At 55.9% G+C, this 26,571-nt stretch carries 30 protein-coding genes and 1 riboswitch; of the genes, 23 read left to right on the top strand and 7 right to left on the bottom strand.

Features of this window, described 5'->3' with window-relative positions; genetic code table 11:
• Positions 1 to 158: 158 nt before the first annotated feature.
• The 4 genes from C8P63_RS04275 (at position 159) to C8P63_RS04260 (ending at position 3,505) form a co-directional block, all read left to right on the top strand.
• Positions 159 to 506, top strand: coding sequence for a YlbF family regulator (locus C8P63_RS04275; protein ID WP_108022096.1), 348 nt, complete (start codon positions 159 to 161; stop codon positions 504 to 506).
• 32 nt (positions 507 to 538) lie between these two features.
• Complete coding sequence (locus C8P63_RS04270) at positions 539 to 1,231, top strand: metal-dependent hydrolase (RefSeq protein WP_108022095.1); 693 nt, start codon at positions 539 to 541, stop codon at positions 1,229 to 1,231.
• Between the two features lie 188 nt (positions 1,232 to 1,419).
• On the top strand, positions 1,420 to 1,704 hold the full coding sequence (locus C8P63_RS04265) for a hypothetical protein (RefSeq protein ID WP_108022094.1): 285 nt from the start codon (positions 1,420 to 1,422) through the stop codon (positions 1,702 to 1,704).
• A 487-nt stretch (positions 1,705 to 2,191) separates the two neighbouring features.
• Positions 2,192 to 3,505 carry a DRTGG domain-containing protein gene (locus C8P63_RS04260; protein WP_108022203.1) on the top strand — a complete coding sequence of 438 codons (1,314 nt, stop codon included), beginning with the start codon at positions 2,192 to 2,194 and terminating at the stop codon, positions 3,503 to 3,505.
• Positions 3,506 to 3,568: 63 nt separating this feature from the next.
• Here C8P63_RS04260 and C8P63_RS04255 read toward each other — a convergent pair whose 3' ends face one another.
• From C8P63_RS04255 to C8P63_RS04240, 4 genes are all read right to left on the bottom strand, one after another.
• On the bottom strand, positions 3,569 to 3,874 hold the full coding sequence (locus tag C8P63_RS04255) for a hypothetical protein (RefSeq protein WP_108022093.1): 306 nt from the start codon (positions 3,872 to 3,874) through the stop codon (positions 3,569 to 3,571).
• A 90-nt stretch (positions 3,875 to 3,964) separates the two neighbouring features.
• Positions 3,965 to 4,198, bottom strand: coding sequence for a YtzJ family protein (locus C8P63_RS04250; protein WP_108022092.1), 234 nt, complete (start codon positions 4,196 to 4,198; stop codon positions 3,965 to 3,967).
• Between the two features lie 107 nt (positions 4,199 to 4,305).
• Entirely contained in the window at positions 4,306 to 4,830 is a 525-nt protein-coding gene (locus C8P63_RS04245; protein ID WP_108022091.1) for a sporulation membrane protein YtrI, read from the bottom strand.
• Between the two features lies 1 nt (position 4,831).
• Positions 4,832 to 5,158 (bottom strand): YtrH family sporulation protein, encoded by a 327-nt coding sequence (locus tag C8P63_RS04240; RefSeq protein ID WP_108022090.1) that lies wholly within the window; start codon positions 5,156 to 5,158, stop codon positions 4,832 to 4,834.
• Between the two features lie 165 nt (positions 5,159 to 5,323).
• Between C8P63_RS04240 and C8P63_RS04235 the strand changes: the two genes are divergently transcribed.
• Entirely contained in the window at positions 5,324 to 8,815 is a 3,492-nt protein-coding gene (locus C8P63_RS04235; RefSeq protein ID WP_108022089.1) for a DNA polymerase III subunit alpha, read from the top strand.
• A gap of 36 nt (positions 8,816 to 8,851) precedes the next feature.
• Entirely contained in the window at positions 8,852 to 9,370 is a 519-nt protein-coding gene (locus C8P63_RS04230; protein ID WP_108022088.1) for a phosphatidylglycerophosphatase A family protein, read from the top strand.
• Positions 9,371 to 9,459: 89 nt separating this feature from the next.
• Here C8P63_RS04230 and C8P63_RS04225 read toward each other — a convergent pair whose 3' ends face one another.
• Complete coding sequence (locus C8P63_RS04225) at positions 9,460 to 9,708, bottom strand: hypothetical protein (protein WP_108022087.1); 249 nt, start codon at positions 9,706 to 9,708, stop codon at positions 9,460 to 9,462.
• 205 nt (positions 9,709 to 9,913) lie between these two features.
• Here C8P63_RS04225 and C8P63_RS04220 point away from each other — a divergent pair, with 205 nt between their 5' ends.
• The 4 genes from C8P63_RS04220 to C8P63_RS04210 all read left to right on the top strand — a co-directional run bounded on the left by C8P63_RS04220 (position 9,914) and on the right by C8P63_RS04210 (position 12,127).
• Positions 9,914 to 11,155, top strand: coding sequence for a glycerate kinase (locus tag C8P63_RS04220; protein WP_108022202.1), 1,242 nt, complete (start codon positions 9,914 to 9,916; stop codon positions 11,153 to 11,155).
• Positions 11,156 to 11,268: 113 nt separating this feature from the next.
• A complete protein-coding gene (locus C8P63_RS04215) occupies positions 11,269 to 11,724 on the top strand; it encodes a hypothetical protein (protein WP_108022086.1) in 456 nt (151 codons plus the stop codon).
• On the top strand, positions 11,721 to 11,843 hold the full coding sequence (locus tag C8P63_RS19705; protein ID WP_281258675.1) for a hypothetical protein: 123 nt from the start codon (positions 11,721 to 11,723) through the stop codon (positions 11,841 to 11,843). Before C8P63_RS04215 ends, C8P63_RS19705 begins: the two co-directional genes overlap by 4 nt.
• A gap of 89 nt (positions 11,844 to 11,932) precedes the next feature.
• On the top strand, positions 11,933 to 12,127 hold the full coding sequence (locus tag C8P63_RS04210) for a hypothetical protein (RefSeq protein WP_108022085.1): 195 nt from the start codon (positions 11,933 to 11,935) through the stop codon (positions 12,125 to 12,127).
• Positions 12,128 to 12,235: 108 nt separating this feature from the next.
• Here the strand turns inward: C8P63_RS04210 and C8P63_RS04205 are convergent, their stop codons facing one another.
• Entirely contained in the window at positions 12,236 to 12,658 is a 423-nt protein-coding gene (locus C8P63_RS04205; protein ID WP_108022084.1) for an SMI1/KNR4 family protein, read from the bottom strand.
• Between the two features lie 1,220 nt (positions 12,659 to 13,878).
• Positions 13,879 to 14,493, bottom strand: a complete 615-nt coding sequence (wrbA, locus tag C8P63_RS04195; RefSeq protein ID WP_108022082.1) for an NAD(P)H:quinone oxidoreductase — start codon at positions 14,491 to 14,493, stop codon at positions 13,879 to 13,881.
• A 331-nt stretch (positions 14,494 to 14,824) separates the two neighbouring features.
• Positions 14,825 to 14,935: riboswitch (SAM riboswitch) on the top strand.
• Between the two features lie 139 nt (positions 14,936 to 15,074).
• On the opposite strand from wrbA, the gene C8P63_RS04190 reads away from it, so the two are divergent.
• The 13 genes from C8P63_RS04190 (at position 15,075) to C8P63_RS04130 (ending at position 26,386) form a co-directional block, all read left to right on the top strand.
• Positions 15,075 to 15,170, top strand: coding sequence for a YezD family protein (locus C8P63_RS04190; protein ID WP_108022201.1), 96 nt, complete (start codon positions 15,075 to 15,077; stop codon positions 15,168 to 15,170).
• 60 nt (positions 15,171 to 15,230) lie between these two features.
• On the top strand, positions 15,231 to 15,992 hold the full coding sequence (locus tag C8P63_RS04185) for a phosphoadenylyl-sulfate reductase (protein ID WP_108022081.1): 762 nt from the start codon (positions 15,231 to 15,233) through the stop codon (positions 15,990 to 15,992).
• 6 nt (positions 15,993 to 15,998) lie between these two features.
• Positions 15,999 to 17,075: a sulfate permease gene (locus C8P63_RS04180; protein WP_108022080.1), complete on the top strand. Its 1,077-nt coding sequence runs from the start codon at positions 15,999 to 16,001 to the stop codon at positions 17,073 to 17,075.
• 65 nt (positions 17,076 to 17,140) lie between these two features.
• A complete protein-coding gene (gene sat / locus C8P63_RS04175) occupies positions 17,141 to 18,289 on the top strand; it encodes a sulfate adenylyltransferase (protein WP_108022079.1) in 1,149 nt (382 codons plus the stop codon).
• A gap of 16 nt (positions 18,290 to 18,305) precedes the next feature.
• Positions 18,306 to 18,914: an adenylyl-sulfate kinase gene (gene cysC / locus C8P63_RS04170; protein ID WP_108022078.1), complete on the top strand. Its 609-nt coding sequence runs from the start codon at positions 18,306 to 18,308 to the stop codon at positions 18,912 to 18,914.
• 12 nt (positions 18,915 to 18,926) lie between these two features.
• Positions 18,927 to 20,558 carry a nitrite/sulfite reductase gene (locus C8P63_RS04165; protein WP_108022077.1) on the top strand — a complete coding sequence of 544 codons (1,632 nt, stop codon included), beginning with the start codon at positions 18,927 to 18,929 and terminating at the stop codon, positions 20,556 to 20,558.
• A gap of 13 nt (positions 20,559 to 20,571) precedes the next feature.
• Positions 20,572 to 20,784, top strand: coding sequence for a DUF3906 family protein (locus C8P63_RS04160; protein WP_108022076.1), 213 nt, complete (start codon positions 20,572 to 20,574; stop codon positions 20,782 to 20,784).
• A 31-nt stretch (positions 20,785 to 20,815) separates the two neighbouring features.
• A complete protein-coding gene (cobA, locus tag C8P63_RS04155) occupies positions 20,816 to 21,604 on the top strand; it encodes a uroporphyrinogen-III C-methyltransferase (protein ID WP_108022075.1) in 789 nt (262 codons plus the stop codon).
• 600 nt (positions 21,605 to 22,204) lie between these two features.
• Positions 22,205 to 22,453, top strand: coding sequence for a DUF2164 domain-containing protein (locus C8P63_RS04150; protein WP_108022074.1), 249 nt, complete (start codon positions 22,205 to 22,207; stop codon positions 22,451 to 22,453).
• A 102-nt stretch (positions 22,454 to 22,555) separates the two neighbouring features.
• Positions 22,556 to 23,113, top strand: a complete 558-nt coding sequence (locus C8P63_RS04145; RefSeq protein WP_108022073.1) for a precorrin-2 dehydrogenase/sirohydrochlorin ferrochelatase family protein — start codon at positions 22,556 to 22,558, stop codon at positions 23,111 to 23,113.
• Positions 23,114 to 23,481: 368 nt separating this feature from the next.
• Complete coding sequence (locus C8P63_RS04140) at positions 23,482 to 24,213, top strand: DUF421 domain-containing protein (protein ID WP_342748053.1); 732 nt, start codon at positions 23,482 to 23,484, stop codon at positions 24,211 to 24,213.
• Between the two features lie 171 nt (positions 24,214 to 24,384).
• Entirely contained in the window at positions 24,385 to 25,620 is a 1,236-nt protein-coding gene (ystJ, locus tag C8P63_RS04135) for an NADP-dependent malic enzyme (protein ID WP_108022072.1), read from the top strand.
• A 49-nt stretch (positions 25,621 to 25,669) separates the two neighbouring features.
• Positions 25,670 to 26,386, top strand: a complete 717-nt coding sequence (locus C8P63_RS04130; protein WP_245920673.1) for a FadR/GntR family transcriptional regulator — start codon at positions 25,670 to 25,672, stop codon at positions 26,384 to 26,386.
• Positions 26,387 to 26,571: the final 185 nt, after the last annotated feature.

Raw genomic sequence — 26,571 nt, 5'->3', positions numbered from 1 at the left:
CGGTGAATAAAAGGGGCGTCGACCGTAGCGTTCAGGCCGGGGGGGATGGCTTTTCTCCGGTGGATTCGTGCTATACTGGAATGCGGAACCGTCTTTTGAAAAGAAGGTTTTTTTCTTTCATTCGTGGTATATGCATTAGGGAAGGGGGAGGGTAAAACGTGTCTGTGGAACATCCATATGACAAGGCGTATGAGTTGGCCCGGGCGCTCCGCCGTTCCAATGAAATGAAGGCACTGGCGAAAGCATGGGAGAAGATCAGCCGCGATCCAGAACAACGGCAGACCATGGAACGGTTCAGAGAACTTTCCATGGAACTGCAGACGCTTCAGATGCAGGGAAGAACACCGGGGGAAGAAAAAGAAGAAGAACTGAACCGGCTCATGGAAGAGATGCGTTCCAATCCGGAGCTTCGGGAGTACCTGGAGGCGGAAAGACGGTTCGGACAACTGATGTCGGACATCAACCGGATTCTGGGCGGTCCGGTGGAAGAAATCTATAAAAATTGACGAACGCAAACCTGCAGGACGGAGGGATTCACATGAATATCACCTTTCACGGACAAAGCTGTTTTGAAATTGATCACGAGGGGACCAAACTGATCATCGACCCGTTTCTGAAGGATAATCCCCTTGCAAAAGCGAAACCGGAGGAAATCGAAACCGATTATATCCTGCTGACCCACGGACACGGGGACCACGTGGGGGACACCGTTGAGATCGCCAAGCGCAATCATGCCACGGTCATTGCCAACTTCGAGCTGGCCAACTGGATCGGGTTTCAAGGGGTGGAGAAAGTCCATCCGATGCACATCGGGGGTGCCCATTCCTTTGATTTTGGTCGGGTCAAACTGACCCAGGCCTTCCACGGATCCGGTTTTATCGACGAAGAGAAGAAAGAAATCATTTATCTGGGGATGCCTGCCGGGTTGCTTCTCACTCTGGGCGGGAAAACGATCTATCACGCCGGCGACACCGGCCTTTTCTCCGATATGAAACTGATCGGAGCACAGAACGATGTGGACTTGGCATTGCTTCCCATCGGGGACAATTTCACCATGGGTCCGGAGGATGCCCTTCTCGCCGCCGAGTGGGTCGGCGCCCGGAAGGTTGTTCCCATGCATTACAACACTTTTCCTTTGATCGAGCAGGATGCAGACGCCTTTGTCCGTCAACTGAAGGAAAAGAACATGGACGGTCAGGTCGTCCAACCGGGTGAATCTTTTGATCTATAAACGCTTTGGGTGAGATAAGAGAATGTAAATCGTGTGTAACGTGCTTGTAATATAATAGCGGTAATATAAAACCAGGATGAAAACCCCCTAATGGTGAGACGGTGTTTACCACCGCCTCTTTTTTTTGCATTTTTCCTCCCTTTGTACCGTAGGATGGAACAGGAGGGGACAAAAGGGGGAAGATCGGATTGTTTCGGACCAAAAACGGAATCGCTCTGGTGGTGGCGCTGGCGTTTCTCTTTATTGCGGTCCCACGCCTGCCGGTATCGATGGAATTCGGGTTGCCGTCGTTGTTTGCCTGGTCATGGCTGATCTTTGCCTATCTGGTGATTGCCGCCAATTGGCGGATGGTGCTCCGGCTGGATCGTGACAAGCGAAGACGGGATGAACGAAGCCGGCGGGACCGGTGGCTGGAGGTACAAAAGCGCCGGAGAACCACGGCCTGGTCCGGCGGGGGCCGGCGGAAACGGTAAATGGGAGGGGAAACCCTCTTCCTTTTTTGTTCACGAATGCGGTGGATCCGCTTCATTCCGTAAGCAAACGGGGATTCAGGCTGTTTGTCTTCCTCTTGGAAGCGTTGTGAAAAAGTGAGCGGCAGTATTTACCCAAAGCCGCTCCGGCTGTACTCACAGAGCACAAGTCGCGCCTGGTCGCTTCACTCCCGGTCGCGCTATGCACTCACAGAGCACAAGTCGCGCCTGGTCGCTTCACTCCCGGTCGCGCTATGCACTCACAGAGCACAAGTCGCGCCTGGGTCGCTTCACTCCCGGTCGCGCTATGCACTCACAGAGCACAAGTCGCGCCTGGGTCGCTTCACTCCCGGTCGCGCTATGCTGTCCTGCAGAGATGTAGGAGGGAACCGGATTTTTTGAGACGTCTCCATTTGGTCAACTCATCTTTCGTCATGTATAATGTGGAAGAAAACGGTGTGAAGAGAAATCGGGGAGTGAAGTGAAGAAAGTGGCCACCAAACATGAGAAGATCCTGGAATACATAGAAAATCTGGAGATCGGGCACAAGATATCGGTCCGCCAGATCGCCCGGGAGCTGGGAGTAAGCGAGGGAACGGCCTACCGGGCGATCAAGGATGCGGAAAATCAGGGGCTGGTCTCCACGGTGGAGCGCGTGGGTACCGTTCGGATCGAAAAGAAACACCGTTCCAAAATTGAACGCCTGACCTTCGCTGAAGTGGTTAACATTGTGGACGGGCAGGTGGTGGGGGGAAGCACCGGGCTCCATAAAACCCTGAACAAATTCGTGATCGGGGCGATGAAACTGGAGGCGATGATTCGTTATGTGGAACCGGGCAACCTTCTGATCGTCGGAAACCGGGACAACGCCCACCGCATCTCTCTGGAACGGGGTGCCGCCGTTCTGATCACCGGGGGCTTTGACGCCACCGAGGAAGTCAAGCGATTGGCCGACCAGCTGGAACTTCCGGTTATTTCCTGTACCTATGACACCTTTACCGTGGCCGCGATGATCAACCGTGCCATCTATGATCGCCTGATCAAAAAGGAAATTCTCTTGGTGGAAGACATGCTCAACCCCGAAAAGCCCCCCATCTTCCTGCGGCTCGACGATCGAGTCTCCCGCTTCCACGAATCGGTTCAGGAGACCAAACACAGCCGGTACCCTGTCGTGGATGCCAACGGAAAACTGCACGGAATGGTGACGGCCAAAGACGTGGTCGGGCATTCGTCGGACGAACGGATCGAACGGGTGATGACCAAAAACCCGATCACCGTTACACCGAAAACATCCCTGGCCGCCGCCGCACATGAAATGGTGTGGGAGGGGATCGAACTGCTCCCGGTGGTCAACACCCAACACCATCTGCTCGGGGTAATCAGCCGCCAGGACGTGATCAAATCCCTTCAGTACATGCAAAAGCAGCCCCAGGTCGGCGAAACGATCAATGACCTGATCGTCAAAGGTTTCGAGGAAGTCAAGGAGAGGGGGGGAGAGCTGATGTACCGGGGAGTTGTGGCTCCGCAGATGACCGACCCACTCGGCAACCTCTCCACCGGTGTGCTCACCGCCCTGATTACGGAAGCCGCCCACCGTCGCCTTCGGCGACAACACCGGGGGGATATGGTGACGGATAACCTGACCCTGTACTCGCTGAAACCGGTTCAATTGGAACGGGAGATCCACATTCGTCCCCGGGTGATCGAACTGGGCCGGAAAGTGGGGAAAGTGGATGTGGAAGTCTATCATGACAGCCAAGTGGTTGCGAAAGCGCTGGTCACGGCGCAGCTGATCGAGCGTTGAAAAGCAAAAAGACCTCCTTCCTTCCGGGAAGGAGGTCTTTTCCGGCCGGGGGAGGGAGGCGGTTCAGGTGTCGTTTTGTTCCCGGGTGATTTCCAAGTAGTGTTTCCTCGTGCGGAGGCCGAAGATCAAGTTATAAATCCCGAGTGCCCCGATACCGACCCACAGGAGGGTGAAAATCCAACCGCCTCCCAGGGAGACCCCCTGCATCACAGCCACGGCGATAAACAGGATCCCCATGTGGATGTTCACGCCGGACTGGTGTTTGAGACGATCGGCGCCTTTCGCTTTTTGTCTGGCGATGCTGTTGGAAAAGGTCCGGATCGCCGTAAAGACGATCACGGCGATCAACAGGATCAAAAAGAGTTGCATGGTTTCATCCTCCTTCGACAGGGATTCAGACGGTATACATAATAAAATCGCCCCCGCCAAAAGGGCGGAGGGCGCCTTGTGGGGAATGGTTCAGGTACAGGGTGAGTCGAGGTTGTCCGGGGGGCAGTTCGGTGCCGTCGTTCCATTGTCTTCCGGGATGAACCAATATCCCAGTTGCGTCCGGTCGACGAAGACCGGAAGCTCGATCCGACCCAACTCTTTCTCAATCAACCCGGCGACTTCTTCCGTTTCAGCGTAGGCGGAATAACCGCGCTTCAGCTTTTCAACCTTTGCCTTTGCCAGCTTTTTGCGGCTGATGATCAAAGGAATTCCCCCCCTTTCTGTTTCTATGATACACCTTGGGGGCGCATTTTGCGAACGCTTGAGATGAATGGACATATCATTTTCAGTTTTTGTGAAAAAAGCGGACCTCATTCTTCCTCGATCTCCTTCGGTTTCTCATGGGCCACGACCCAGACTTTCAGTTTGGACCCGACAAAGGTCAGGTATTGCAGCTTGAGGTGGAAGATTTTCGGCGGATTGGTCGGCTTCTTTTCATCCTGGATCTGAATGATCCGTTTTTCCAACAAAGAATCCAGCACCTCGGGGTTGTCGCTTACCCAATGAACGGATTTTCCGACGAAGGGATGCATGATCGACTGGACTTCCTGTTGGATTTTATCCTGATAAAAGCGGCTTTCGTTTTCCGGAAGCTTTACTTCCACCGAGATGTCCTGTCCGATGGTCAGATTGTCCGTGTGTTTGTTCAGGTCCTTCTCCAACGCCTGGATCTTTTTGTACTTTTCATTGTTCCGGTAATACAGGTGGTTCCGTTCCAGGTAAAGGGCGTCCAGCTTTTCTCCGTAGAGAAGGTTCATAACGGTTAATCCCGCCACGACACCGAAAAGGAAAGTGACCAACACCCGGATCAGCTGAACCCGAACCGGTTTCGCCATCTCATAAATCCCCTTGGATCAGCCACCGGATCAGCACTGTGCCGAAATGGGCTCCGAAAAATGCACTCAGGATAAAGACGAGCTGTTGGAACACCTGACTCATTTCCCCGCCGAGAATATGCACTTCAAAGGATTTGATCGTGTCGAACGTTCCGCCGAGAGCGGCCACCAGGGCCCATATTTTCAAATGTTCCGACAGCCGGAGCATGGTATCCATGGGGGGTTCATTTCCGAAAAAAGCCCCGATTCCGCCCAGCATCGCACCGCCGAGTACAACACCCAGAGCAATGCAATAGTTCAGCACCGTGGTTGACCAGAACTCTCCCATCCCTACACCGCCTTTGTCCAAACAAATATCCTATGTTCCACTGTATGATTCTGTGTAACGGTTTATGTGGACGAGGCTCGGAAATGGGGGGATGGTATGTTCGTATCCTCTTGTTCAATCGGGTATAATAAAGAGAGAATTTAAAGGGAAAACCGGGTGAAAACAATGAACGGATCCTTTGTTCATCTCCACGTGCACACGGAATACAGCCTCCTGGACGGGGCGGCCCGGATTGACCGATTGGTCGCCCGGGCCAAAGAGGCCGGTTTTGATTCGCTGGCCATCACCGATCACGGAGCGATGTACGGGGTGATTCCTTTTTATCAAGCCTGCAAAAAAGCCGGGATCCATCCGGTGATCGGATGTGAAGTGTATCTGACCTCGGGAAGGCTGGAAGAGCGACCGTCACCGCGGGAAAACCGGATCCATCACCTGCTGCTCCTGGCGGAGACGGAGGAAGGGTACCGGAACCTGATGAAGATCGTGACGCAGGCCCACCTGGAGGGTTTCCATTATAAACCCCGGGTGGACAAAGAGCTTCTGCGCCGGCACCATCGGGGTCTGATTGCCACCAGCGCCTGTCTGGCAGGGGAGATTCCCCAGGCCATCCTGGAAGACAATTTCGGGAAAGCTCGTCGTCTGGCGGAGGAGTACCGGGAAATCTTCGGTGAGGGGAACTTTTTTCTGGAGCTTCAGGATCATGGAATCCCGGAACAGCAAAAGGTAAACCGTCATCTGATCTCCCTTGCCCGGGAGCGGAACCTGCCGCTGGTGGCGACCAACGATCTCCATTATGTGGATCGGGAAGACCATGAGATGCAGGACTGTTTGCTGTGCATCGGAACCAACCGGAAGCTGGACGAAGAAGACCGAATGCGGTTTCCCGCCGATGAGTTTTATCTGAAATCGGCCCGGGAGATGGAGCGCCTGTTTGCCCATGTACCGGAAGCGGTGGAGAACACCCGCCGGATCGCCCGGCGCTGCCGGGTGGAGATTCCCCTGGGAGGGCGTCTCTTGCCCCGTTTTCCGGTGCCGGAGGGACACACCGCCGCTTCATACCTGAGGGCGCAGTGCCTGGCCGGGGCGAAAGAGCGTTACGGTTCCCTCTCCGGGGAAGTGAAGGAGAGGCTGGATTATGAATTGTCCGTGATCGGGAACATGGGATTCAGCGATTATTTCCTGATCGTGTGGGACTTTGTCCGTTTTGCCCGGGAAGAAGGCATCGCCGTGGGACCCGGCAGGGGATCGGCCGCGGGCAGCCTGGTCTCCTATGTCCTCCGGATCACCGATATCGATCCGATCCGTCACAAGTTGCTGTTCGAGCGCTTCCTCAACCCGGAACGGGTCAGCATGCCGGATATTGATATCGACTTCAATTATGAACGCCGGGATGAAGTGATCGAGTACGTTACCCGGAAATACGGCCCGGATCGGGTGGCTCAGATCATCACCTTCGGCACCATGGCCCCCCGGGCTGCCGTCCGTGACGTGGGCCGGGTGATGGGACTTCCCTATGCCGAAGTGGATCAAGTGGCCAAGATGATCCCGGCCGGCCCCGACATGAACCTGAAACGGGTGATGGGGGAAGGGTCGGAACTGGAAAAGAAAGTCCGGGAAAACCCCCGGATCGCCCGTTTGATGGAGACCGTCCGCAAAGTGGAAGGATTTCCGCGTCACACCTCCACCCATGCGGCCGGGGTGGTCATCTCCGAAAGCGAGTTGACGGACCATGTCCCCCTGGAGCGGGGGAGCGAGGGGATCCGTCTGACCCAGTATCCCATGGAAGCGCTGGAGGAGATCGGTCTGTTGAAAGCGGACTTCCTGGGGTTGAGAAACCTGACGGTGATTGAACGGACCATCGAGTCCGTACGGAAGACGGAAGGCAGGGACATCGATTTCAACGGCTCCGTCTACGATGATCCCGCGACCTACCGCATGCTTTCCAAAGGGGACACCACCGGGGTTTTCCAGCTGGAATCCGCGGGGATGCGCAAAGTGCTCCGGGACCTCAAACCCAGCTGCTTCGAGGATCTGACCGCCGTTCTCGCTCTCTACCGTCCGGGACCGATGGAGCAGATTCCCCGGTTTATCCGGGCCAAGCATGGCCGGGAGGCGGTGAATTACCCCCACCCCGACCTGGAACCGATCCTGAAGGATACCTACGGCATCATCGTCTATCAGGAACAGATTATGCAGATCGCCGCCCGAATGGCGGGTTTCAGCCTCGGCCAGGCGGACATTTTGCGACGGGCCGTCTCCAAGAAAAAACGCGAAGTCTTGAATGAGCAAAGAGAGGCTTTTGTTGCGGGTTGTGTCAACCAGGGGTACAGTGAAGAAACGGGGCGCAAAGTTTACGACTTGATCGTCCGCTTCGCCGACTACGGCTTCAACCGGAGTCATTCCGCCGCCTATGCGGTGCTGGCTTATCAAACGGCCTATCTGAAGGCCAACTGGCCGCTCCAGTTCATGGCTTCCCTGTTGACCACGGTGATGGGAAGCCACGGCAAGATGGCGGAGTATATCGAGGACTGCCGCCAAAACGGGATCCGGGTGTTTCACCCCGACGTGAACGAAAGCGAGCGGCAATTTGCCGTCCGGGAAGGGGGGATCCGGATGGGGCTGGCTGCCGTCAAAAATGTGGGGACCCATGCGATCACTTCCATTCTGGAGCAGCGGAAGGAAGGACCCTACCGGGATTTGTTCGACTTCTGCCGCCGGGTCGATCTCAGAACCTGCAACCGCCGGGTGATCGAATCCCTGATTCAGTGCGGGGCGATGGACAGTCTGCCGGGTCACCGTGCCCGGCTGTTGGCCATGTTGGACGAGGCGATGGAACAAGGCGGGGACTATCAGCGCCGCCGCTCGGAGAATCAGTTGAAACTGTTTGATGAGGTCGGCAAACGTTCTTCCACCCGTTTTTCCTATGACGGGGTGAAACCGTTCAACCGGCGGGAAACACTGGAGATGGAGCGGGAGCTCCTGGGTCTGTATCTCTCCGGCCATCCGCTGGACGAGTTTCGGGATACAATCGCTACCCGTGTCTCTCACACCCTGGAGTCGCTGGAGGAATGCCGGGAGGAAGAACGGGTGTCCGTGGCCGGCCTGATCCGGGAGGTGAAGGCGATCACCACCCGGAAAGGGGAGCCGATGGCGTTTGTCACGCTGGAGGACTACTCCCGGCAGGTGGAGGTGGTGGTTTTCCCCCGCACACTCCGGCAGTACCGGACCCTGCTGCAGACAGACCGCGCCATCCGGGTTTCCGGGCGGGTGAACCGGCATGAAAACGGAGCCAAACTCCTCGCCGACACCGTGGAAGACTTGAAACGGCTGTCGGTGGAATTCAGCGGAAAACAACAGACGGACCGGATCAAGGAAGTGGATCCGTCCCAACCGCAGGTTGTCTACATCCGCATCCCTCCGGATCGGGAAGGCCCGGAAAGGCTGGGCAGGCTGAAGCGGGTCTTGTTATCGGGCCGTGGGGAGACTCCCGTTCGCCTCTATTACGACCGGACACGCCGGGTCATGGAACTTCCCGTGGACAAGTACGGAATCCGTGTCACGGAGGAATTGAAACGGCAGGTGGAGGAAATAATGGGAGCGCACTCTTTTCACGTGAAAGCGTCCCTCACCCGCACCCGGGACGCTCGGGAAACATAAGATGTTTCATGACTTGCATGAAGAAGGTGGTACCCTTTGTTTTACCGCCATGTAGTCAACCTGTTGAACCGGCGGGGGGTGACCCTGGAGGACATTGCGGACATCGCCTGCGACTTGCAACGTCCCTATAACAACAAATTGAAACGAAAAACCTGCCTGCAGAGTGTGGAGCAGGTGCTCCGCAAGCGGGAAGTGCAGCATGCCCTCATCACCGGGGTGGCCCTGGATGAACTGGCGGAACATCGCACCCTTCCCACGCCGTTGCAAAAGATGATGGAAGCGGATGAACCGCTGTATGGAATCGACGAAATTCTGGCTCTCTCCATCACCAACATCTACGGTACCATCGGGCTGACCAGTTTCGGATACCTGGATAAAACCAAGAAGGGCGTCATCCGGAAATTGAACAACCACAACGGAAAGATTCATGTTTTCCTCGACGATCTGATCGCCGGCATCGCCGCGGCGGCATCGGCCCGGATCGCCCATGAGAATGCCGATATGGATCGCTACCTGGCGGACATTCAACTCCATGAACAAGGTCCGGTGGAATGACCGGGCCTTCCCGGATCTCACCTCATATGAATATAGCGACTGTTTGCCGCAAGGCATCCAGTCGCTATTGATGTTCGCCTTTTCACCCATCAGATAAAGAGGAAAATTCCGGGGAAAAAGAAGAACGGGATGAAGATAATGGGGAAGAAAAACAGGCTGGTTTTTGCTTGTTTGCCTGTCAATGGGTGTTTCGCCGAAACCGGGATAAACATCACCCCGTTATTCCGGACTTCCCTGACCGTACCAAACAGAACCGCTCCGTTTCGCAAACGAATCATGGCCGGTTTTCCGATCTGTTTTTTGTTGATCCTGTGGCTCGGAACAAATTTTCTTTTCAAGTCTGTCACCCCTTCTAATCTACTTCTGCAACATGGTATGAAGGGGTTGACTCTTTTGATTGGATGGTTGCCGCGAAATCGGAGAATGGGTGGTTGCATCCCTTTTTCGGCAAGGGTTCGTTCCCGTTTGGGGCCGAATCCGTTTTTGTTTCTGTACCCTGATAAACGTAAAGTTTATCATGTTCTTGAAAGGGGTGCTTTCATCATGAAAACGAACACCCAAACGATCATTCCGGGCCGTCTCCCTTCGGTTTACGGGGGGGGAGCCGGCCCGTGGATGGAAACCGGAGAAGGGGGAGATTCGTCTGTGAAGGTGGTGGTGGCGCCGGATTCTTTTAAAGGGTCGATGACGAGCCGGGAAGCGGCGGAACGGATTCAAAAAGGGATCAGACAAGTGTTTCCCGACTGGACATTCACCGCCCTGCCGATGGCAGACGGGGGAGAAGGAACCGTCGATGCCGTCCTGGCCGGAACCGGAGGAAGGAAAATCCCGGTTCGGGTGAAGGATCCCCTGGGTCGGGAGGTGGAGGCCGAACTGGGCTATTGTGAAGAACGGAAACTGGCCGTGATCGAAACGGCGGCTGCCTCCGGGCTCGACCTTCTCAAGGAGGGGGAGCTGGACCCCGTCCGCACCTCCACCTTCGGGACCGGTCAGCTGATGAAACACGCCTTGGATCTGGGGGTCGAAGAAGTGATCCTCGGACTCGGGGGAAGTGCCACGGTGGATGCGGGGACGGGCTTTTTTACCGCTCTCGGAGTCCGCTTTCTCGACCGGGAGGGCCATCTCCTCGAACCGGCAGGGGGCAAGTTGGGTGAAATCGAACAGGTCGACCTCTCGGGGATGAATCCGGGGCTGAAGAGCGTCCGGCTCACCGTCGCCTCGGATGTGACCAATCCGCTCCTGGGACCGGAAGGGGCTGTCCGCGTCTTTGGTCCTCAAAAAGGGGTCCGAAAAGACGATTTGGACCGGTTTGAGGCGGGGATGGAGCATTATGCGGAGGCCCTGGTCCGGGCCACGGGCCGGGATCACCGGTCTTCCCCGGGCAGCGGAGCTGCGGGAGGCTTCGGCTTCTCCCTCCGATCGCTTCTCGATGTCCGTTTTGAGAGTGGTTTTGAACGGATCGCCAACCTGGTGGGACTGGAAGAGCGGATTCGGGAAGCGGGGCTCGTCATCACCGGAGAGGGAAAAGTGGACCACCAATCCCTCTACGGCAAGGTTCCGGTCGGCATTTCCCGCATCGCCCTCCGCCACGGTGTCCCCGTCGTTGTCTTTGCCGGCAGTGTGGAAGGGGATTTGACGGAGGCGGCAGGGGAAGGCATCTCCGTCGTTTTCCCCATTGTCAACCGTCCCCTTTCCCTGGGGGAAGCGATGGACCAAGGCCCACAACTCCTGGAAACCGCCGCCCGCCGCTTTGCAAGGGTGTGGCAACTGAGTGGAACAGGGTGAAAATCCGTCTTTCCCGTCAGGGGGTTTTCTCTTTTCCCGCCTGCTGGAGGGAGGATGTATGATATCATTTGACGGGGAGGAAATTTTTGGACGCATACAGGAAGGGGTCTGGAATGAACCGAATGCTCAAGGCCATGATCGATGCGGTACCCACGACGTTCCGACTGTTTTTGGCCACCAACTTTCTGATCTATGGGGTGGCCAAGTTAACAATGGGACAGTTCGGAGAAAGCCCGGAGATATTGGAAGCCAGGGGAGAAGGGTTTGCGACGGCCTGGTCGTTCTTCGGGTATTCAAGAGCTTATGAGATCTTTATCGGGCTGGGGGAAGTGGGGGCGGCGCTGTTGCTGCTGATTCCGCTCACCCGGACATGGGGGGCGTTGATCAGCTTTCCGATCGCCTTGAACGTGATGATGGTGAACTACTGTTTTAACATCGGGGTTCAGGATTTGAGTACCGTGTTGGTGGCGATGAATGTGTACCTCCTGTGGATCGGCCGTAAGAAGTTCGAGATCTTGTTCGACCGGGAAGAAACCGGAACCTCACAGGAAAGGGTGGGGTTGGGATGACTCCTTTCATGTTTTTGCTGCTGGCCTTCTTCTTCGTGCTGTCCACCGCCTGGCATTACCGGAAGCTGCTTCTCAAGGAGAAAAAGACGTCATCGGAAAAGCAGGTGCCGATGGGATAATCTGTCGGCGTTTTTTTTGGTTTGACGAGGTTTCACTGTGTGATCCGCCTCCTATACTGGATATAAGGCCATCCATCAGGAGGACGCATATGGGTTATTGGATTGTGGAGCTTTCCAACGGAAAGACCGCTCTGATCACGGACGACCTCTTTTTTCGTCATGGGACGCCATCGGAAGAGACCCTTCATGAAGTCAAAGCGTTAGTGGAAGAATCGCTTTCCAAGGTGTGTGACGAAATCTTCGGTGAGTGGCGGGATTTGCTGGATCCAACAGGTGCGGAATAAGAGCATGGGATCTTTCTAAAGATCAACGAACCTTCCCCGGGTAGGGGAAGGTTCGTTGTTAGAAAGGTAATTTCGGTTTTTGTCCATTTGTCCGGGAATACAACCCATTCAAATCCTTATTTTCCCGCTATTCCACCACTCGATGAAGGTCTTTAAGGAGGGGGCGACGCACTTTCGGCTGTCATCCTCGTGATTCCAAACATAAATATGATTCCGTTGAATGGATCCACCTACAATCGAGTAGCCGAAATAATCCCCATTTCCTGCATCCGCCACGAACAACAAACAATTCAAGAGCATACAGTAATTCAATTTTCTCAATTGCACATTGTCTTCGATGATTCGGCCAGTGGAAAAAACAATCGGACATCCGTATTTTCCGTCGACTCCATCGGATTCTTTCAGTAGACTGATCAACTCATCAGGAAGCTCGACATCGAACTTTTTCTGGACGGCTTGAATTTGTTCGTTGGTTGCCGGTTCGTCAAATTCAGCCACTTCCACAACATTATTTATAAACTCTTTCCACACTACAATTTCTCCTTTTAGCTTAGGGATATTTTGATGTGAAAGACCCCTTCCCCAAGCGTTGTGATTGAATGTTTGTTTCGAGAAAAGGGGAAGCGTTTACCCAAAATAGCGACTTTGCTGTCCTACCCAGCGGAGAATCAGCCTGCAAGGGCGTTCAGGGGCAAAAGCTTCTCTGTGTTGCATCCGAAGGCGTTTGCCCCTGCCCGCAGCAGGATGTTTCGGAGCGGACAGTAACTACATCTCTGCAGGACAGCAGCCGGAGCGGCTTTGGGTAAATGCTGCCGCTCACTTTTTCACAACTCTTCTAGGGAAGGGATTCACACACCACGCCTCTCCATCGTTTCCATCCAACCGGTGGGGACTTTCTCGGGCCCTCCGGTCGCTTCGGCCCAAACGGAGGCCCAAAAGCGTACGATATTTGACGTCTGCATTTCCACGACTGAAGCCGTAGCTTGTTCGCTCACCCACTTTTGTTGTCACTTTTTGCTTTTAAAAAAGGAAGCGATCAATAAGATGAAACCTACGATTAGATATAACCATGTCATTGCCAGAAAAATATTGTACTTCCAAAAAGACTTATGTATAAATATATGGTGTTGGTGCTACGGGATTTTGAACCGTAAATAAAGCAAAAAAGAGCATTTTTAACCCATAAAGAAAAGTTCCCGGTGATATAAATACAAGACTTGTTGACCTCATATAAAATCACTCCATATCAAAATTTTAACCTTATATTTACATAAGGAACAAAGACAAACACCAAAAAGAGTGGAACCGGTCGATCCGATCCCCGATATGACTGAACACCAGCCCGCCGAGGGGCCCCGGCCAGACTCGCGATCAATGCCCGGACAGGCAACTTTCCCTCCGGGCGGGGACGGGGTGAAGGAGAAGTCGGCGTTTCCGTGGTGGTCATGATAACCCTCCTTGGTGTATTTTTAAAAAAATAGATATTATCATAATATTCATTTTACCCGATGGAGACAAGGGACTGAGGCTCTCGGTAAAGGGGATCGGTGCAGAAGGTGTCGATCCAAGAGATCCGCATTTTGTTCCGCACACAACCAAGAAGCTGATTTCCGCAGGGAATCAGCTTCTTTGTCTTATGATGGTTCAGGGCGTTTTCCGACGATCGGTTGGAGCGGATCGGGATTCGCCCTATGTATCGGATCTTCCGCCCTCTTATCGGGTTTTGGACGGTCGTGAATCAGGTCGGGGGGTCAACCTTGCAGTCCGTTCTTCACCCAGCCGGCCACGGTGACCGTCCGTTTGGCCTGGTGAATGACCGCATCCCGGACATTTTCTTTCATATTTCCTTCTTGATCCACCGTTACGCTGGTGCCGTAGGGATTTCCGCCGGACTGGAAGATCGAGGGATCTGTATATCCGGGTGCGGCCACAATCGCCCCCCAGTGGTACATCGTGGTGTACAGCTGCAGAATGGTTTGTTCCTGCCCGCCATGGGGGTTGCTGGCCGAAGACATGGCACTGACCACTTTGTTGGCCAATTTGCCCTCAAACCACGCCCCGCCGGTCGTATCCAGAAACTGTTTCATTTGGGCCGGGACATTGCCGAACCGGGTTGGAACGCTGAAGATCAGGGCATCCGCCCACACGAGATCATCGACGGTGACTTCCGGCACGTCTTTTGTGGCTTCGATATGGGCTTTCCAAGCGGGATTCTGGGCGATGGCTGCTTCCGGTGCCAGTTCCGGGGCTTTGGCGATCTTGACTTCGGCACCGGCTTCTTTTCCCCCTTCGGCTGCCCATTGAGCGAGCTGATGGTTGGTTCCGGTGGAGCTGTAGTAAATGACGGCCAGTTTAATCTGGGACATTCCAGAACACTCCTTTCCTTTTCTGTTAGTTATGGGGTAAATCAGAAAAAATATCCCCATCTCTAAGGATAGAACACATCAATTACTTTTGTAAAGTGACTCAATATAAATGAGCCGTTAAAAAAAAGTAATCCAATGATATCACCATGGAAACCGGATCCGTAACCCATCGACATCATCCGAAACCTGTCATGAAAGGGCGGCTGATCCGTTGACCGTTCACGATGTCTCAGCCGCAGAGAACAGGATGAAAATAAAACGGGAAAATCCGATCAAAAAACTAGGTAAAAAAGGTTGACTTCCTGTAATCCACCCACTAAGATAATACTAAATCTTATCCAGAGCGGCGGAGGGAACTGGCCCGATGAAGCCCGGCAACCTGCATGGATGACATGTAAGGTGCCAATTCCAGCAAAATGGGTACCATTTTGGAAGATAAGATGGTAAGGGCATACCTTTTCACCTTCGAAGTCTCTCCAAAATGGGAAGGCTTTTTTTGTTGCGGAAGGAGGGACTCAAAGGTGTCCGACGAAAAACCGTCCGAAACCGGATACGACACGGTGGCCGGGCACATCCGGGAGATGCTTGAGGGAATGCGTTACGGCTCGATCACCTTGGTTGTGCAGGACGGAAAAGTGATCCAACTGGAAAAAAGCGAAAAAGTCCGACTTAAATGAAAAGGGAAACGGTCCGCTGACCGGACAAACCGGAGGCGGCCCCGCCACGGTGTTTCGTCCATGGTGCGGGCCGTTTTTACATGGAAAAAGGAGGTGGCCCGGTTGGGCGTTCAATTGACCTATGAACACTGGGAGACGGCGAAAAAACCCGTCTTTTCCATCGACAACGGGACCAAAGGGGCCCTGGAGGTGCTCCGGTGGGCTTACGATCATTATCGGGATGATCTGGTTTATGCCTGCAGTTTCGGAGCGGAGAGCATGGTCCTGATCGACCTGATTGCCCGCATCCGTCCCGATGCCCGTCTCGTGTTTCTGGATACCGGGCTTCACTTTCGGGAGACGTATCAGGTGATCGATGAAGTGAGAAACCGGTACCCGGAACTGAGGATGGAATTCTTGCGTCCCGAGCAAACCGTGGAAGAGCAGGCCAGAGAGTATGGGTTCCGGCTGTGGGAGCGGGAGGCGGATGAATGTTGCCGCTTCCGGAAGATCGTGCCGCTGGAGAGGGCCCTCAAGGGAAGGGCGGCCTGGATTTCCGGGCTGCGCCGGGAACAATCCCCGACCCGCCGGTCGACGCAATTTTTGAACAAGGATGAACGCTTCCGTTCCGTCAAAATCTGCCCGCTCATCCACTGGAGCTGGGATGAGGTGTGGGAGACCATTCGCTCCCGAAGTCTCCCGTACAATCCCCTTCACGACCGGGGATACCCCAGCATCGGTTGCGTCCCCTGCACACGGCCGGTGGCGGAGGGGGAAGACATGCGGGCGGGTCGGTGGGCCGGCACGGGGAAGACCGAGTGCGGTCTTCACACGTCCCGGTAGAGAATCATGATCACTTTTACGGGTATGGCCATCGCCTTCTTCTTCGCCATGAATATCGGGGCCAGCGGGGCCGCCGCCTCGATGGGAGCGGCATACGGCGCGGGGGCGGTCAGAAGCCGCCATGCGGCTCTCTGTATATGCGGCGTCGGGGTGTTCCTCGGGGCAGCCCTGGGAGGCGGCGAGGTGGCCAAGACGATCGGGGAGGGGATCGTCCCAAGCTCGATCATGACGGTGCGGCTCGCCATCATGGTATTGTCTTCCGCCTGCATTTCCCTCTCCATCGCCAATCGTCTGGGGATTCCGCTGTCCACCAGCGAAGTGACAGTGGGAGCCGTGGTGGGGGCGGGAGTCGCTCTGCAGAAAGTCTACCTGTCCAGTCTGGCTGCCATCGTGGCGTTTTGGGTTTTGGTTCCTTTCGCCGCTTTCGGTCTGGCCCTTCTGTCGGGGAAGGCGGTGATCGCTGCTGAAGGTCGGTTCTCCGCTCTCCGTCGGGGGAACCGGAGCCGTTGGTTGGCCGGCCTTTTGGTCCTTGCGGGATTGATGGAGGCCTTCTCAGCAGGTATGAACAACGTGGCGAATGCGGTTGGTCCTCTGGTGGGGGCGGGACTGATGACGGTTTCCGACGGCATTCTGTACGGCGGTCTGTTCGTCGCCGCGGGGGCCATTCTCCTCGGAGGCAGGGTATTGGAAACCAACGGGAAGCGGATCACGGACCTTTCTTTACTGGAGGGGAGCGTCGTCTCGGGGACCGGTGCGTTACTGGTGATCGGAGCCTCCCTTCTGGGAATCCCCGTGCCTCTTACCCAGGTGACCACTTCGGCCATTATCGGGATTGGGACGGCCCGAAAGGGCTTTTCCCTCTGGCAAAAGGGATTGATCAAACGGATGCTCAAGGTCTGGGCTGTCTCCCCCGTCTTTTCCCTGGTGATTGCCTACGGGCTGGTCAAAGGGTTGGCCCATGGCGACCTTTACTCTGTGATCGCGGTGGCCAGTGTCTTCCTGGCGACGCTGGGCTCGATCAGCCTGTTTCATTCCGTCAGGCGGGAGAAGCAGTCCCTGAATGAACACGGCGAAGGCATTTGAAGGGGGAGATACGAATCAACGACACACCTGTACCGGACATCACAGGAATGAGAGGAGAGGATCCCATGAGTGAGAGCCTTCCCCACGGGGGAGAGCTGATCAACCGGTGGAATCCGGATGCGGAGATCGGCGCGGTTGACCAAGAAGTGGAGCTGGACGCCTTTTCCCTGAGTGACCTGGAACTGATCGGCATCGGAGCCTACAGTCCGCTGACGGGGTTCCTCGGGGAAGCGGATTACACCTCGGTGGTGGAAAGCATGCGGCTGGCCGATGGCCTGCCTTGGTCCATCCCCATCACCCTCCCCGTCTCCCGGAAAAAAGCGGAGAGCCTGAAAGAAGGGGAAGCGGTCCGGCTGGTGAAAGACGGGGTGACCTATGGCCGGCTTTGGCTGGAGGAAAAGTACGTCCCCGACAAAATCCGGGAAGCGGAGCAAGTCTATCGGACGACACAGACCGCCCATCCCGGCGTGAAGAAACTCTTCGACAGACCCCCCGTGTATCTGGCGGGTCCCATTGAGCTGATCCGAAGACCGGAAAAACGGTTTGCCTCCCATCACCTGGATCCGGTGGAGACCCGGGAAACGTTCCGGAAAAAAGGGTGGAAGACCGTGGTGGGCTTCCAGACCCGGAACCCCGTTCACCGGGCCCACGAATACATCCAGAAGACGGCATTGGAGACCGTGGACGGTCTGTTTCTCAATCCCCTGGTCGGGGAGACCAAGGCGGATGACATTCCGGCGGAGGTCCGAATGGAAAGCTACCGGGTTTTGCTTCAAAACTACTACCCGGAGGATCGGGTTTTTCTCGCCGTCTTTCCGGCGGCGATGCGCTACGCCGGCCCCCGTGAAGCGGTTTTCCACGCCTTGGTGAGAAAGAACTACGGTTGCACCCATTTCATCGTGGGACGGGACCATGCCGGGGTGGGAGACTATTACGGCACTTACGATGCACAAAAGATTTTCGCCGAATTCCGGCCCGGGGAATTGGGGATTACCCCTCTGTTCTTTGAACACAGTTTCTACTGCCGGCGGTGCGAAAACATGGCTTCGGCCAAAACCTGTCCCCACGGGAAAGACCACCACGTGGCCCTGTCCGGCACCAAGGTGCGGGAGATGCTCCGGAACGGGGAACGGCCGCCGGCCACCTTCAGCCGACCGGAAGTGGCTGACGTCCTGATCCGGGGACTGAGGGAAAAAACCGTCATCACGGGTTAAAGAGGGAGGGAGAAGGATGACCGCCAACATCGTCTGGTTTGATACCGCGGTTCGCAAAGAGGACCGACGGAGGAAGAACGGCCACGGCAGTGCCGTTCTCTGGTTCACCGGGCTGTCCGGTTCGGGGAAATCCACCCTGGCCAACGCCCTGGACCGTCAGCTCGCCGGGTTGGGGCTGAACAGTTACGTCCTGGACGGGGACAATATCCGCCACGGTCTCAACCGGGACCTGGGATTTTCTCCGGAAGACCGGAAGGAGAACATCCGCCGGATCGGGGAAGTGGCAAAGTTGTTCGTGGACAGCGGGCAGTTTGCTCTGACAGCTTTTATCTCCCCGTATCGGGAGGACCGCCGGCAGGTGAGGGAGCTCCTGGATGAGGGGGAGTTTATCGAAATCTATGTGCGGTGTCCCCTGGATGAATGCGAGCGCCGGGATCCGAAGGGGCTGTACCGCCGGGCCCGGCTGGGGGAAATCCCGGAATTCACCGGCGTGAGCGCTCCCTATGAGGAACCGGAATCCCCGGAACTGGTGATCGATACGGCTGAAGCGACGGTGGAAGAATCCGTCGAAGAAATATTGAATCTGCTTGAGAAACGGGAACTGATTCCCCGGATCAATCGATAAGGAGGAAGGGCCGTGGCTTACGAAAAACACTGGGCGGACAATGAGAAGATCAACGCCGTCGAGAAGCAGAAACTGGAGATGGACGGACTGGAAATCTTCGATCACATTCCGCGATACGCAAAAGAGGGGTTTGATTCGATCCCGAAGCAAATGTGGCCCATGTTCAAATGGGCCGGCCTCTACCTGCAACGGCCGAAGGAAGACGGCTACTTCATGATGCGAGTCTGCATTCCTTCGGGGATCCTGAATTACGACCAAGTTGTTACCCTGGCGGGGATCGCCCGGGACTACGGGCGGGGGGTCTATGATATCACCACCCGTCAGGCGGTCCAGTTCCACTGGCTCCGGATCGAAGAGATTCCCGACATCTTCGCCCGGCTGGAGAAAATGGGGCTCTCCACCGCCGGCGCCTGCGGCGACATCACCCGCAACATCGTGGGGAATCCCCTGGCCGGGATCGATCCTGACGAGCTGTTGGACACCACTCCGATCGTGGAGGAGCTGTTCCGGTTCTTTCAGCATAACAAAGACTTTTCCAACCTGCCCCGGAAGTACAAGATGTCCGTCAGCGCCAATCTGAGAAATGCCTCCAACGCGGAAATCAACTGCGTCTCCTTCACTCCCGCGGTGAAGAAGATCGACGGGGTGGAGACGAAAGGCTTCCACCTGAAAGTGGGAGGCGGACTGTCGTCCCGGCCGTATCTGGCGGAGACGCTGGACGTTTTCGTCCGGCCGGAACAGGTGAAAGATGTGGCCGTCGCCGTCACGACAATCTTCCGGGATTACGGGTACCGGGAGAAGCGGACCCGGAACCGCCTCAAGTTCCTGGTGGCCGACTGGGGACCGGAAAAGTTCAAAGAGAAACTGCTGGAATACATCGGACCGCTCCCCGAAAAAGGAGAGGAACCGGTCAAGGAGTGGAACGCCGGCTACTTTTACGGGGTGCATCCCCAGAAGCAAAAGGGTCTCAACTATATCGGTTTCAATGTGCCGGTCGGCCGTCTCCATGCCGACGAGGTGCTGGAGCTGGCCCGGATTTCCAAGCGGTACGGAAAGGGGGAGATCCGGAACTGCAACTCCCAGAACCTGATCCTCCCCCATATTCCGGACGAAAACGTGGAGCCGCTCCTCCATGAGGAGATCTTCCGGCGGATTTCCGTCGATCCGCCGAAGTTCATCGGCTACTCCGTCTCCTGCACCGGTATCGAATACTGCAACCTGGCTCTGGTGGAGACCAAGGAACGGATGCGCCGGATCGCCGAGTACCTGGATGAAGAGGTGGACGTGGACGTCCCGGTCCGGATCCACATGGTGGGTTGCCCCAATTCCTGCGGCCAACGCCAAATCGCGGATATCGGTTTGCAGGGGATCAAGATGAAATCCAGGGAGAAAAAAGGGCTGGTGGAAGCCTTTGAAATCCACGTGGGCGGGACGCTGGAGGGAGGCGGAGAGCTGAACCGGAAGCTGAAGGGGAAGATCGACGGGGAGCATCTTCCCGCCGTCCTGAAAGCGTTTCTGCTCCACTTCCGGGAACAGAAGCACCCCGGGGAAACCTTCCACGATTTCTTCCACCGGACCGGATTGGAAGAACTGCAGCGGGTGTTGGATGACATCCTGGAGCGGATCCATCCGAAGGTTTCTTAAAGGGGGTGGCCGGGTGTATCTCTATCGTTTCGAAGTCCTTTTAAAAGAGGAAGCCGTCCCCGTGGTGGTGGTTGCCGGGGATGACGATCAGGCGTTCTGTCTTGTCGATACCGAACTGGAAAAAACCTATCTCAAGATGCCCGAGGTGGAAGACGTGACCCTTTACGAGAAAAAGCGGATCCAAAAAGGGGGCGGTTTCGTCCTGCGGGAATCGGAGAACCTCTGAAAGGAAACGAATACATTCGGGAGGGTTTGCCATGGGAAAAGTTTATTTGGTGGGAGCCGGACCGGGCGATCCGGAGCTGATCACGGTGAAGGGGGTCCGTTGCATCCGGGAGGCGGATATCATTCTCTATGACCGTCTGATCCATCCGAAATTGCTCGATTACGCCCGGTCGGAGGCAGAGCTCCTCTATTGCGGCAAGCTCCCCGGCTTCCACACGATGAAACAGGAGACGATGAACCGGTTTCTCGTGAAGCATGCCCTGGCGGGGAAGACGGTGACCCGGTTGAAGGGGGGCGACCCTTTTGTATACGGACGGGGCGGGGAGGAAGCGGAAGCTTTGGTCCGCCACGGGGTGGACTTCGAGGTGGTCCCCGGTATCACTGCCGGGATCGCCGCACCGGCCTACGCCGGCATCCCGGTCACCCACCGGGCACACGCCTCCACCTTCGCCTTCGTCACCGGACACCGGAAGAAAGGGGAGGAAGAGGAGCTGCAGTGGGAAAACCTGGCCCGGGGGATCGACACGCTGGCCATCTACATGGGAGTGAAAAATCTCCCCTATATCCGGGAGCGTCTCCTCACCCACGGTAAGCCTCCACACACCCCCGTCGCCCTGATCCACTGGGGGACCACCCACGATCAACGAACGGTGACGGGCACGCTGGAGGACCTGGTCGACCTTGCCCGCCGCCACCAAGTGAAAAACCCCACCCTGATTCTCGTGGGGGAAGTGGTCGCTTTTCGGGAAAAACTGGCTTGGTTCGAGAAACGACTGGATGGAGAATGGGAAGGAGCCCGCCTGGAAAAGGTGGGGGTGTAAGTGAAGGAAAGGAATACGTGCTCTTGAAAAATTATCCCTGCAACTGATTTTGTGCCGCGAAAGCGGCTTTTTTTACAGGTGATGAAGGAACTGAAGAAAAAAGGACGACCCACACCCATTCACGGTGAAGATGGGCGGCGTGGAAGCGAAAAAACGGTCAGGCGAAAGGGGTCCACACTCATCTGTGCAGATCACGTGCTGTTGAGTGGCGGTTAGTCAACTTTAAGGAAGTTTGAATAAGTTAATCCAAGGAAAGGAAGGAAACGATATAGAAAAGAGAGGAACGGAAAACGAAGGTTAGAGATATGATTTGAAGTACAATTACCTAAAAGCGTTGTGATTTATGGTTAGGCTCAGAAGTAGGGGAGCGTTTACCCAAAATAGCGACTTTGCTGTCCTGCCCAGCGGAGAATCAGACTGCAAGGGCGTTTAAGGGCAAAAGCTTCTCTGTGTTGCATCCGAAGGCGTTTGCCCCTGCCCGCAGCAGGATGATTCGGAGCGGACAGTGCCTACATCTCTGCAGGACAGCAGCCGGAGCGGCTTTGGGTAAATGCTGTCGCTCACTTTTTCACAACGCTTCTAATGAAGGAGAGGACAGTCATGAACGTTCTGAAATTACCCAGAGAGCAAAAAGAAGTGTTAATAGACGAAATAAAAAGCTTCTGTTTGGATGAGAGAGGCGAGGAAATCGGGAACATTGCTGCAGAAACCCTCCTTCATTTCTTTATCGATCAGTTGGGCCCGGTTCTGTACAACCAAGGCATCCGGGATGCGGTAAAGTTGGTGGGCCAACGATGCACCGCTATGGAAGAAGATCTGCAATCCCTGCAAAGAATGACCCGCCGCTGATCGGAGTCAGGGGCAAGGGTTTTAAGGCTGCGTCAGGGAATTCATTGTGTGTTCCACCCGGGTTTTCAGGGGGGATTGTGAGAAATATTAGGAGGGCTTTTGATGAACCACACTCCCATCATGCTCAACCTTCACGGCCGACCGGCGGTGGTGATCGGGGCGGGGAAGGTGGCCGCCCGCCGGTCCCGGTGGCTGCTGGAAGCGGGGGCCCGGGTGACGGTGGTGGCTCCGGAAGCCGGGGGGGAGATCCGTACGTTGGCCGGGGAAGGAAAATTGCATTGGCGGAAAAAAGCCTTTGAGCCGGCGGACCTCCATGATGCCTGGGTGGTGGTGGCGGCGACGGATTCGGCGGAAGTCAACCGGAAGGTGGCGGAGGCGGCCGGCTCCCGACAGTTGGTCAATGTAGTGGATCGACCGTCGTTGGGGAATTTCCATGTTCCCGTCCGGTTGAACCGGGGGCGGCTCACGTTGTCCGTCTCCACCGGCGGGGCCAGTCCGTTTCTGGCCCGCATGATCCGGGACGAGTTGGCGGAGCAGTACGATGAGAGCTGGCGGGAGAAGCTGGACCGGCTGTATCGGGAACGGGAGAAGATCAGGACTTCAGGGCTGAGTGAGGAAGAGAAAAGAAGAAGGTTGAGGAGACTGGCGGAGGAAGATTGAACCCTCCCTTGAAAGCAAGGGGGGGGTTCCGTTTTACTTGCCGTCCGCTCTCACGGGGAAAGAATCCGGGTGCCCGGCGGGACGTCGTTGTCCATGATCGGCCTCCCGTTGAGACAAAACGGAAGTTCAGAGGACCAGGTTTGAATGCACCGAAGACAAACGGGCTGTTTCCGTCCGGCGGGGACTCGCCGGACGTGTTTTCGCCGACGGACACCCCGGTGTCCGTTTGGCTCCGATCGATGGCATACTCTTCAACCGTTATGGCCCGGTTTCTTCCGCGAACCCAACCCGGCATGCATGGGATCTCCATGGTTGCTTCAATCTATGATCGAGAGACCGGAAAAAATATCCAAGGAAGGTGGTTGGTGATGGATCTGGAAATGATCAAGGACATTCCGCTGATATTGGGAAGAGTGGTGACGATCCTTCCTCTGCTTCTCTTTGTCACGCTTTTCATGGGGAGGAGGTCCATTGGGGAGATGCCGGTTTTCGACTTCCTCATCATCGTGGTAATGGGTGCCGTGGTCGGAGCGGATATCGCCGATCCGAACATCCACCATTTGCCGACCTTCGCCACTATCCTTGCGATCGGGCTTATTCAGCGCCTGGTTTCCCGCTTGGCGGTTTCCAGAAGGAAGATCGGAAGGTTGTTGACCTTTGAGCCGGCCGTCGTGGTATGGAAAGGAGAATTTCTTCCCAAAACACTCGGCAGTATCCGTTATTCGGTGGACAACATTCTGGTCATGCTCCGGGAACAGCAAATCTTCGACTTGGACGAAGTGGAGATGGCGGTGATTGAACCTAACGGGAATCTGTCAGTGCAAAAAAGATTTGAGAAGCAAAACGTCTCCAAAGGCGATCTGAATCTGCCCGCTCCGCCGGTGACCGACTTCTCCCACCCGGTGATCCTCGAAGGGAAAGTGGAGACCGATGTCCTCGCCTTTCTCAAGCTCGACCGGGACTGGCTGCGGCAGCGATTGAAACAGCAGGGGATCAGCAGCGAAAAAGAGGTGTTTTTCGCTTCGGTGAAACCGAACGGTGACCTGACCGTTTCCCTTAACCAAACCGGGGATCTTTCCCCCCCTCCTTTAAAGCACTGAGACGTCGGAACAGGACCGCCCGCGGGAACAGGGGGAGGCCGGGCGGAGAGGGGAGGGGGCATGCTTCGGGGGATGGACTCTTCCTCCCGGTCCCGGCATCTGCTATAATAGGGGATATTCCATTCAGTGGTCTGACCACCGCCGGGACCGGATATCAAAGGAGTGAAAGGATTGTCCTCTTTGCGCGAAGAAGCTCTCAAGCTGCACCGTGAACAACAGGGAAAACTGACGGTTCGTTCCAAAGTGGCTGTCAAGCGTTCCGAAGATCTGAGTCTGGCCTATTCACCGGGTGTGGCTGAACCTTGCAAGGAGATCCATACCGATCCGGCCAAAGTATTCGACTATACGATGAAAGGGAATCTGGTGGCCGTCGTGTCTGACGGAACGGCGGTGCTCGGGCTTGGGAACATCGGTCCCCACGCGGCCATGCCCGTGATGGAAGGGAAGGCGGTCTTGTTCAAATCGTTTGCGGGGGTGGATGCCTTCCCCCTCTGCGTCAATACCAATGAAGTGGACAAGATCGTGGAGACAGTGAAGCTCTTGGCCCCCACGTTCGGGGGAGTCAATCTGGAAGATATCGCGGCACCGAAGTGCTTTATCATCGAAGAACGATTGAAAAAGGAAGTGGACATTCCCGTCTTCCACGATGATCAGCACGGGACGGCCATCGTCACACTGGCAGGGCTGATCAACGCGCTGAAAGTCGTGGGCAAAAGGATGGACGAAGTGAGAGTGGTGGCCAACGGGGCCGGTGCGGCCGGGATTGCCATCATAAAGCTGCTCTTGTCCCTGGGCGTCAAAGACGTCCTCATGTGCGACAGCAAAGGGATCATCTATGAAGGCCGCAGGGAAGGGATGAACACCATCAAAGAAACCATCGCCAAGGAGACCAACCGGGAAGGGGTTAAAGGAAGTCTGGCCGACGCGATGGAAGATGCCGACGTTTTTATCGGGGTGTCGGTGGCCGGAGCGGTTACCAAAGAAATGGTCCGATCGATGAAACGGGATCCGATCATTTTTGCCATGGCCAACCCGGTTCCCGAGATTATGCCGGAAGAGGCTTATGAGGCGGGTGCCAGAGTGGTGGGAACGGGTCGTTCCGATTTTCCCAACCAAGTGAACAATGTGCTCGCTTTCCCCGGAATTTTTCGCGGGGCTCTGGATGCCCGGGCCCGGGGGATCAACGAACAGATGAAAGTGGCGGCAGCCTCCGCGATCGCGGATCTGATCGGGGAAGACGAACTCTCCCCCGATTATGTGATCCCCGCTCCCTTCAACCCGCGGGTAGCCCCCAAGGTGGCTGCGGAAGTGGCCCGTGCGGCGATGGAAACGGGCGTGGCCCGTATCCAGGTGGATCCGGAAGAAGTGTACAAGCGGACGTTGCAGCTAACCCAGATCTCATCTTAATCCCATTCATTCCATATTCTCACCCTTTTGAAGTCAGGTGAAGCGAGGTGTGGTGTTGAACGTGCTGTCGGAAGCAGGCTCCACAAAGTTTCAATCCATCCTTCTCCGGATCCAGGAAGTCATTGAGGAAGAGGGATTAAAACCCGGCGACCGGATGCCTTCCGAGCGGGAACTGGTTTCCCGGCTTGAAGTGGGTCGTTCCACGGTCCGGGAAGCGCTCAGGGCGCTGGAGCTTTTGGGAATCATCACCACACGGAGAGGGCAAGGCACCTTTTTGCAACCCCACCGAGCCCATCGTTTGGTGGACCTCCTCGCTTTTTACATCCTTCGGGACCAACCTTCCAAGGACAACTTGCTGGAGATGCGGGGACTCCTGGAAAGGGGGGCGGCCCGACTCGCCGCTCTCCGTGCAGACCGGGAGGATATGGATGAGTTGGAAAGAATATGGAAAAAGATGGAGAAGCAGGTCTTGGAAGGGAACGTGCCGGTGGAGGAGGATTATGAGTTTCACCGCCGCCTGGTGCGGGCCTCGCAGAACCATTTGCTTCTCCGGGTTTGGTATCCGGTGATTCAATACGGACAGACGGTGAGAACATCCTCCCTTAAACGGAGCGGCCGTCCTGCTGAGGCCCTTCGGGAGCACCGTGAAATCCTGGATGCCATTCGGGACCGGGATCCCCGCGAAGCGGAACGGAGGTTGGAAGCCCACCTGACCGCCGCGGGTTTTTTCCGTACCGGCAGGGATGGAGTCAAGGGCGGGATCTGAACCCTGCCCCGACCGGCTTGTTTTTGCTTCTCCCTTCCGTTCTGTGCTATGATGACTCCGATTAAACCGGATGGGTTCCCCCGGGTCCGCTCACAAGGATAAACATTCGGCCGTCCAGGAACGGTCAGGCCCGGTGCGCCGGGCCCTCTGTTGTGTAATCGGCCGCAAAAACCAATACGCACACG

The organism is Melghirimyces profundicolus (assembly GCF_003054245.1).
In the GTDB taxonomy this organism is placed as follows: Bacteria; Bacillota; Bacilli; order Thermoactinomycetales; family DSM-45169; genus Melghirimyces; species Melghirimyces profundicolus.
The sequence above is the reverse complement of the archived record's forward strand: the minus strand, read 5'-3'. Positions and strand labels throughout refer to the sequence as shown.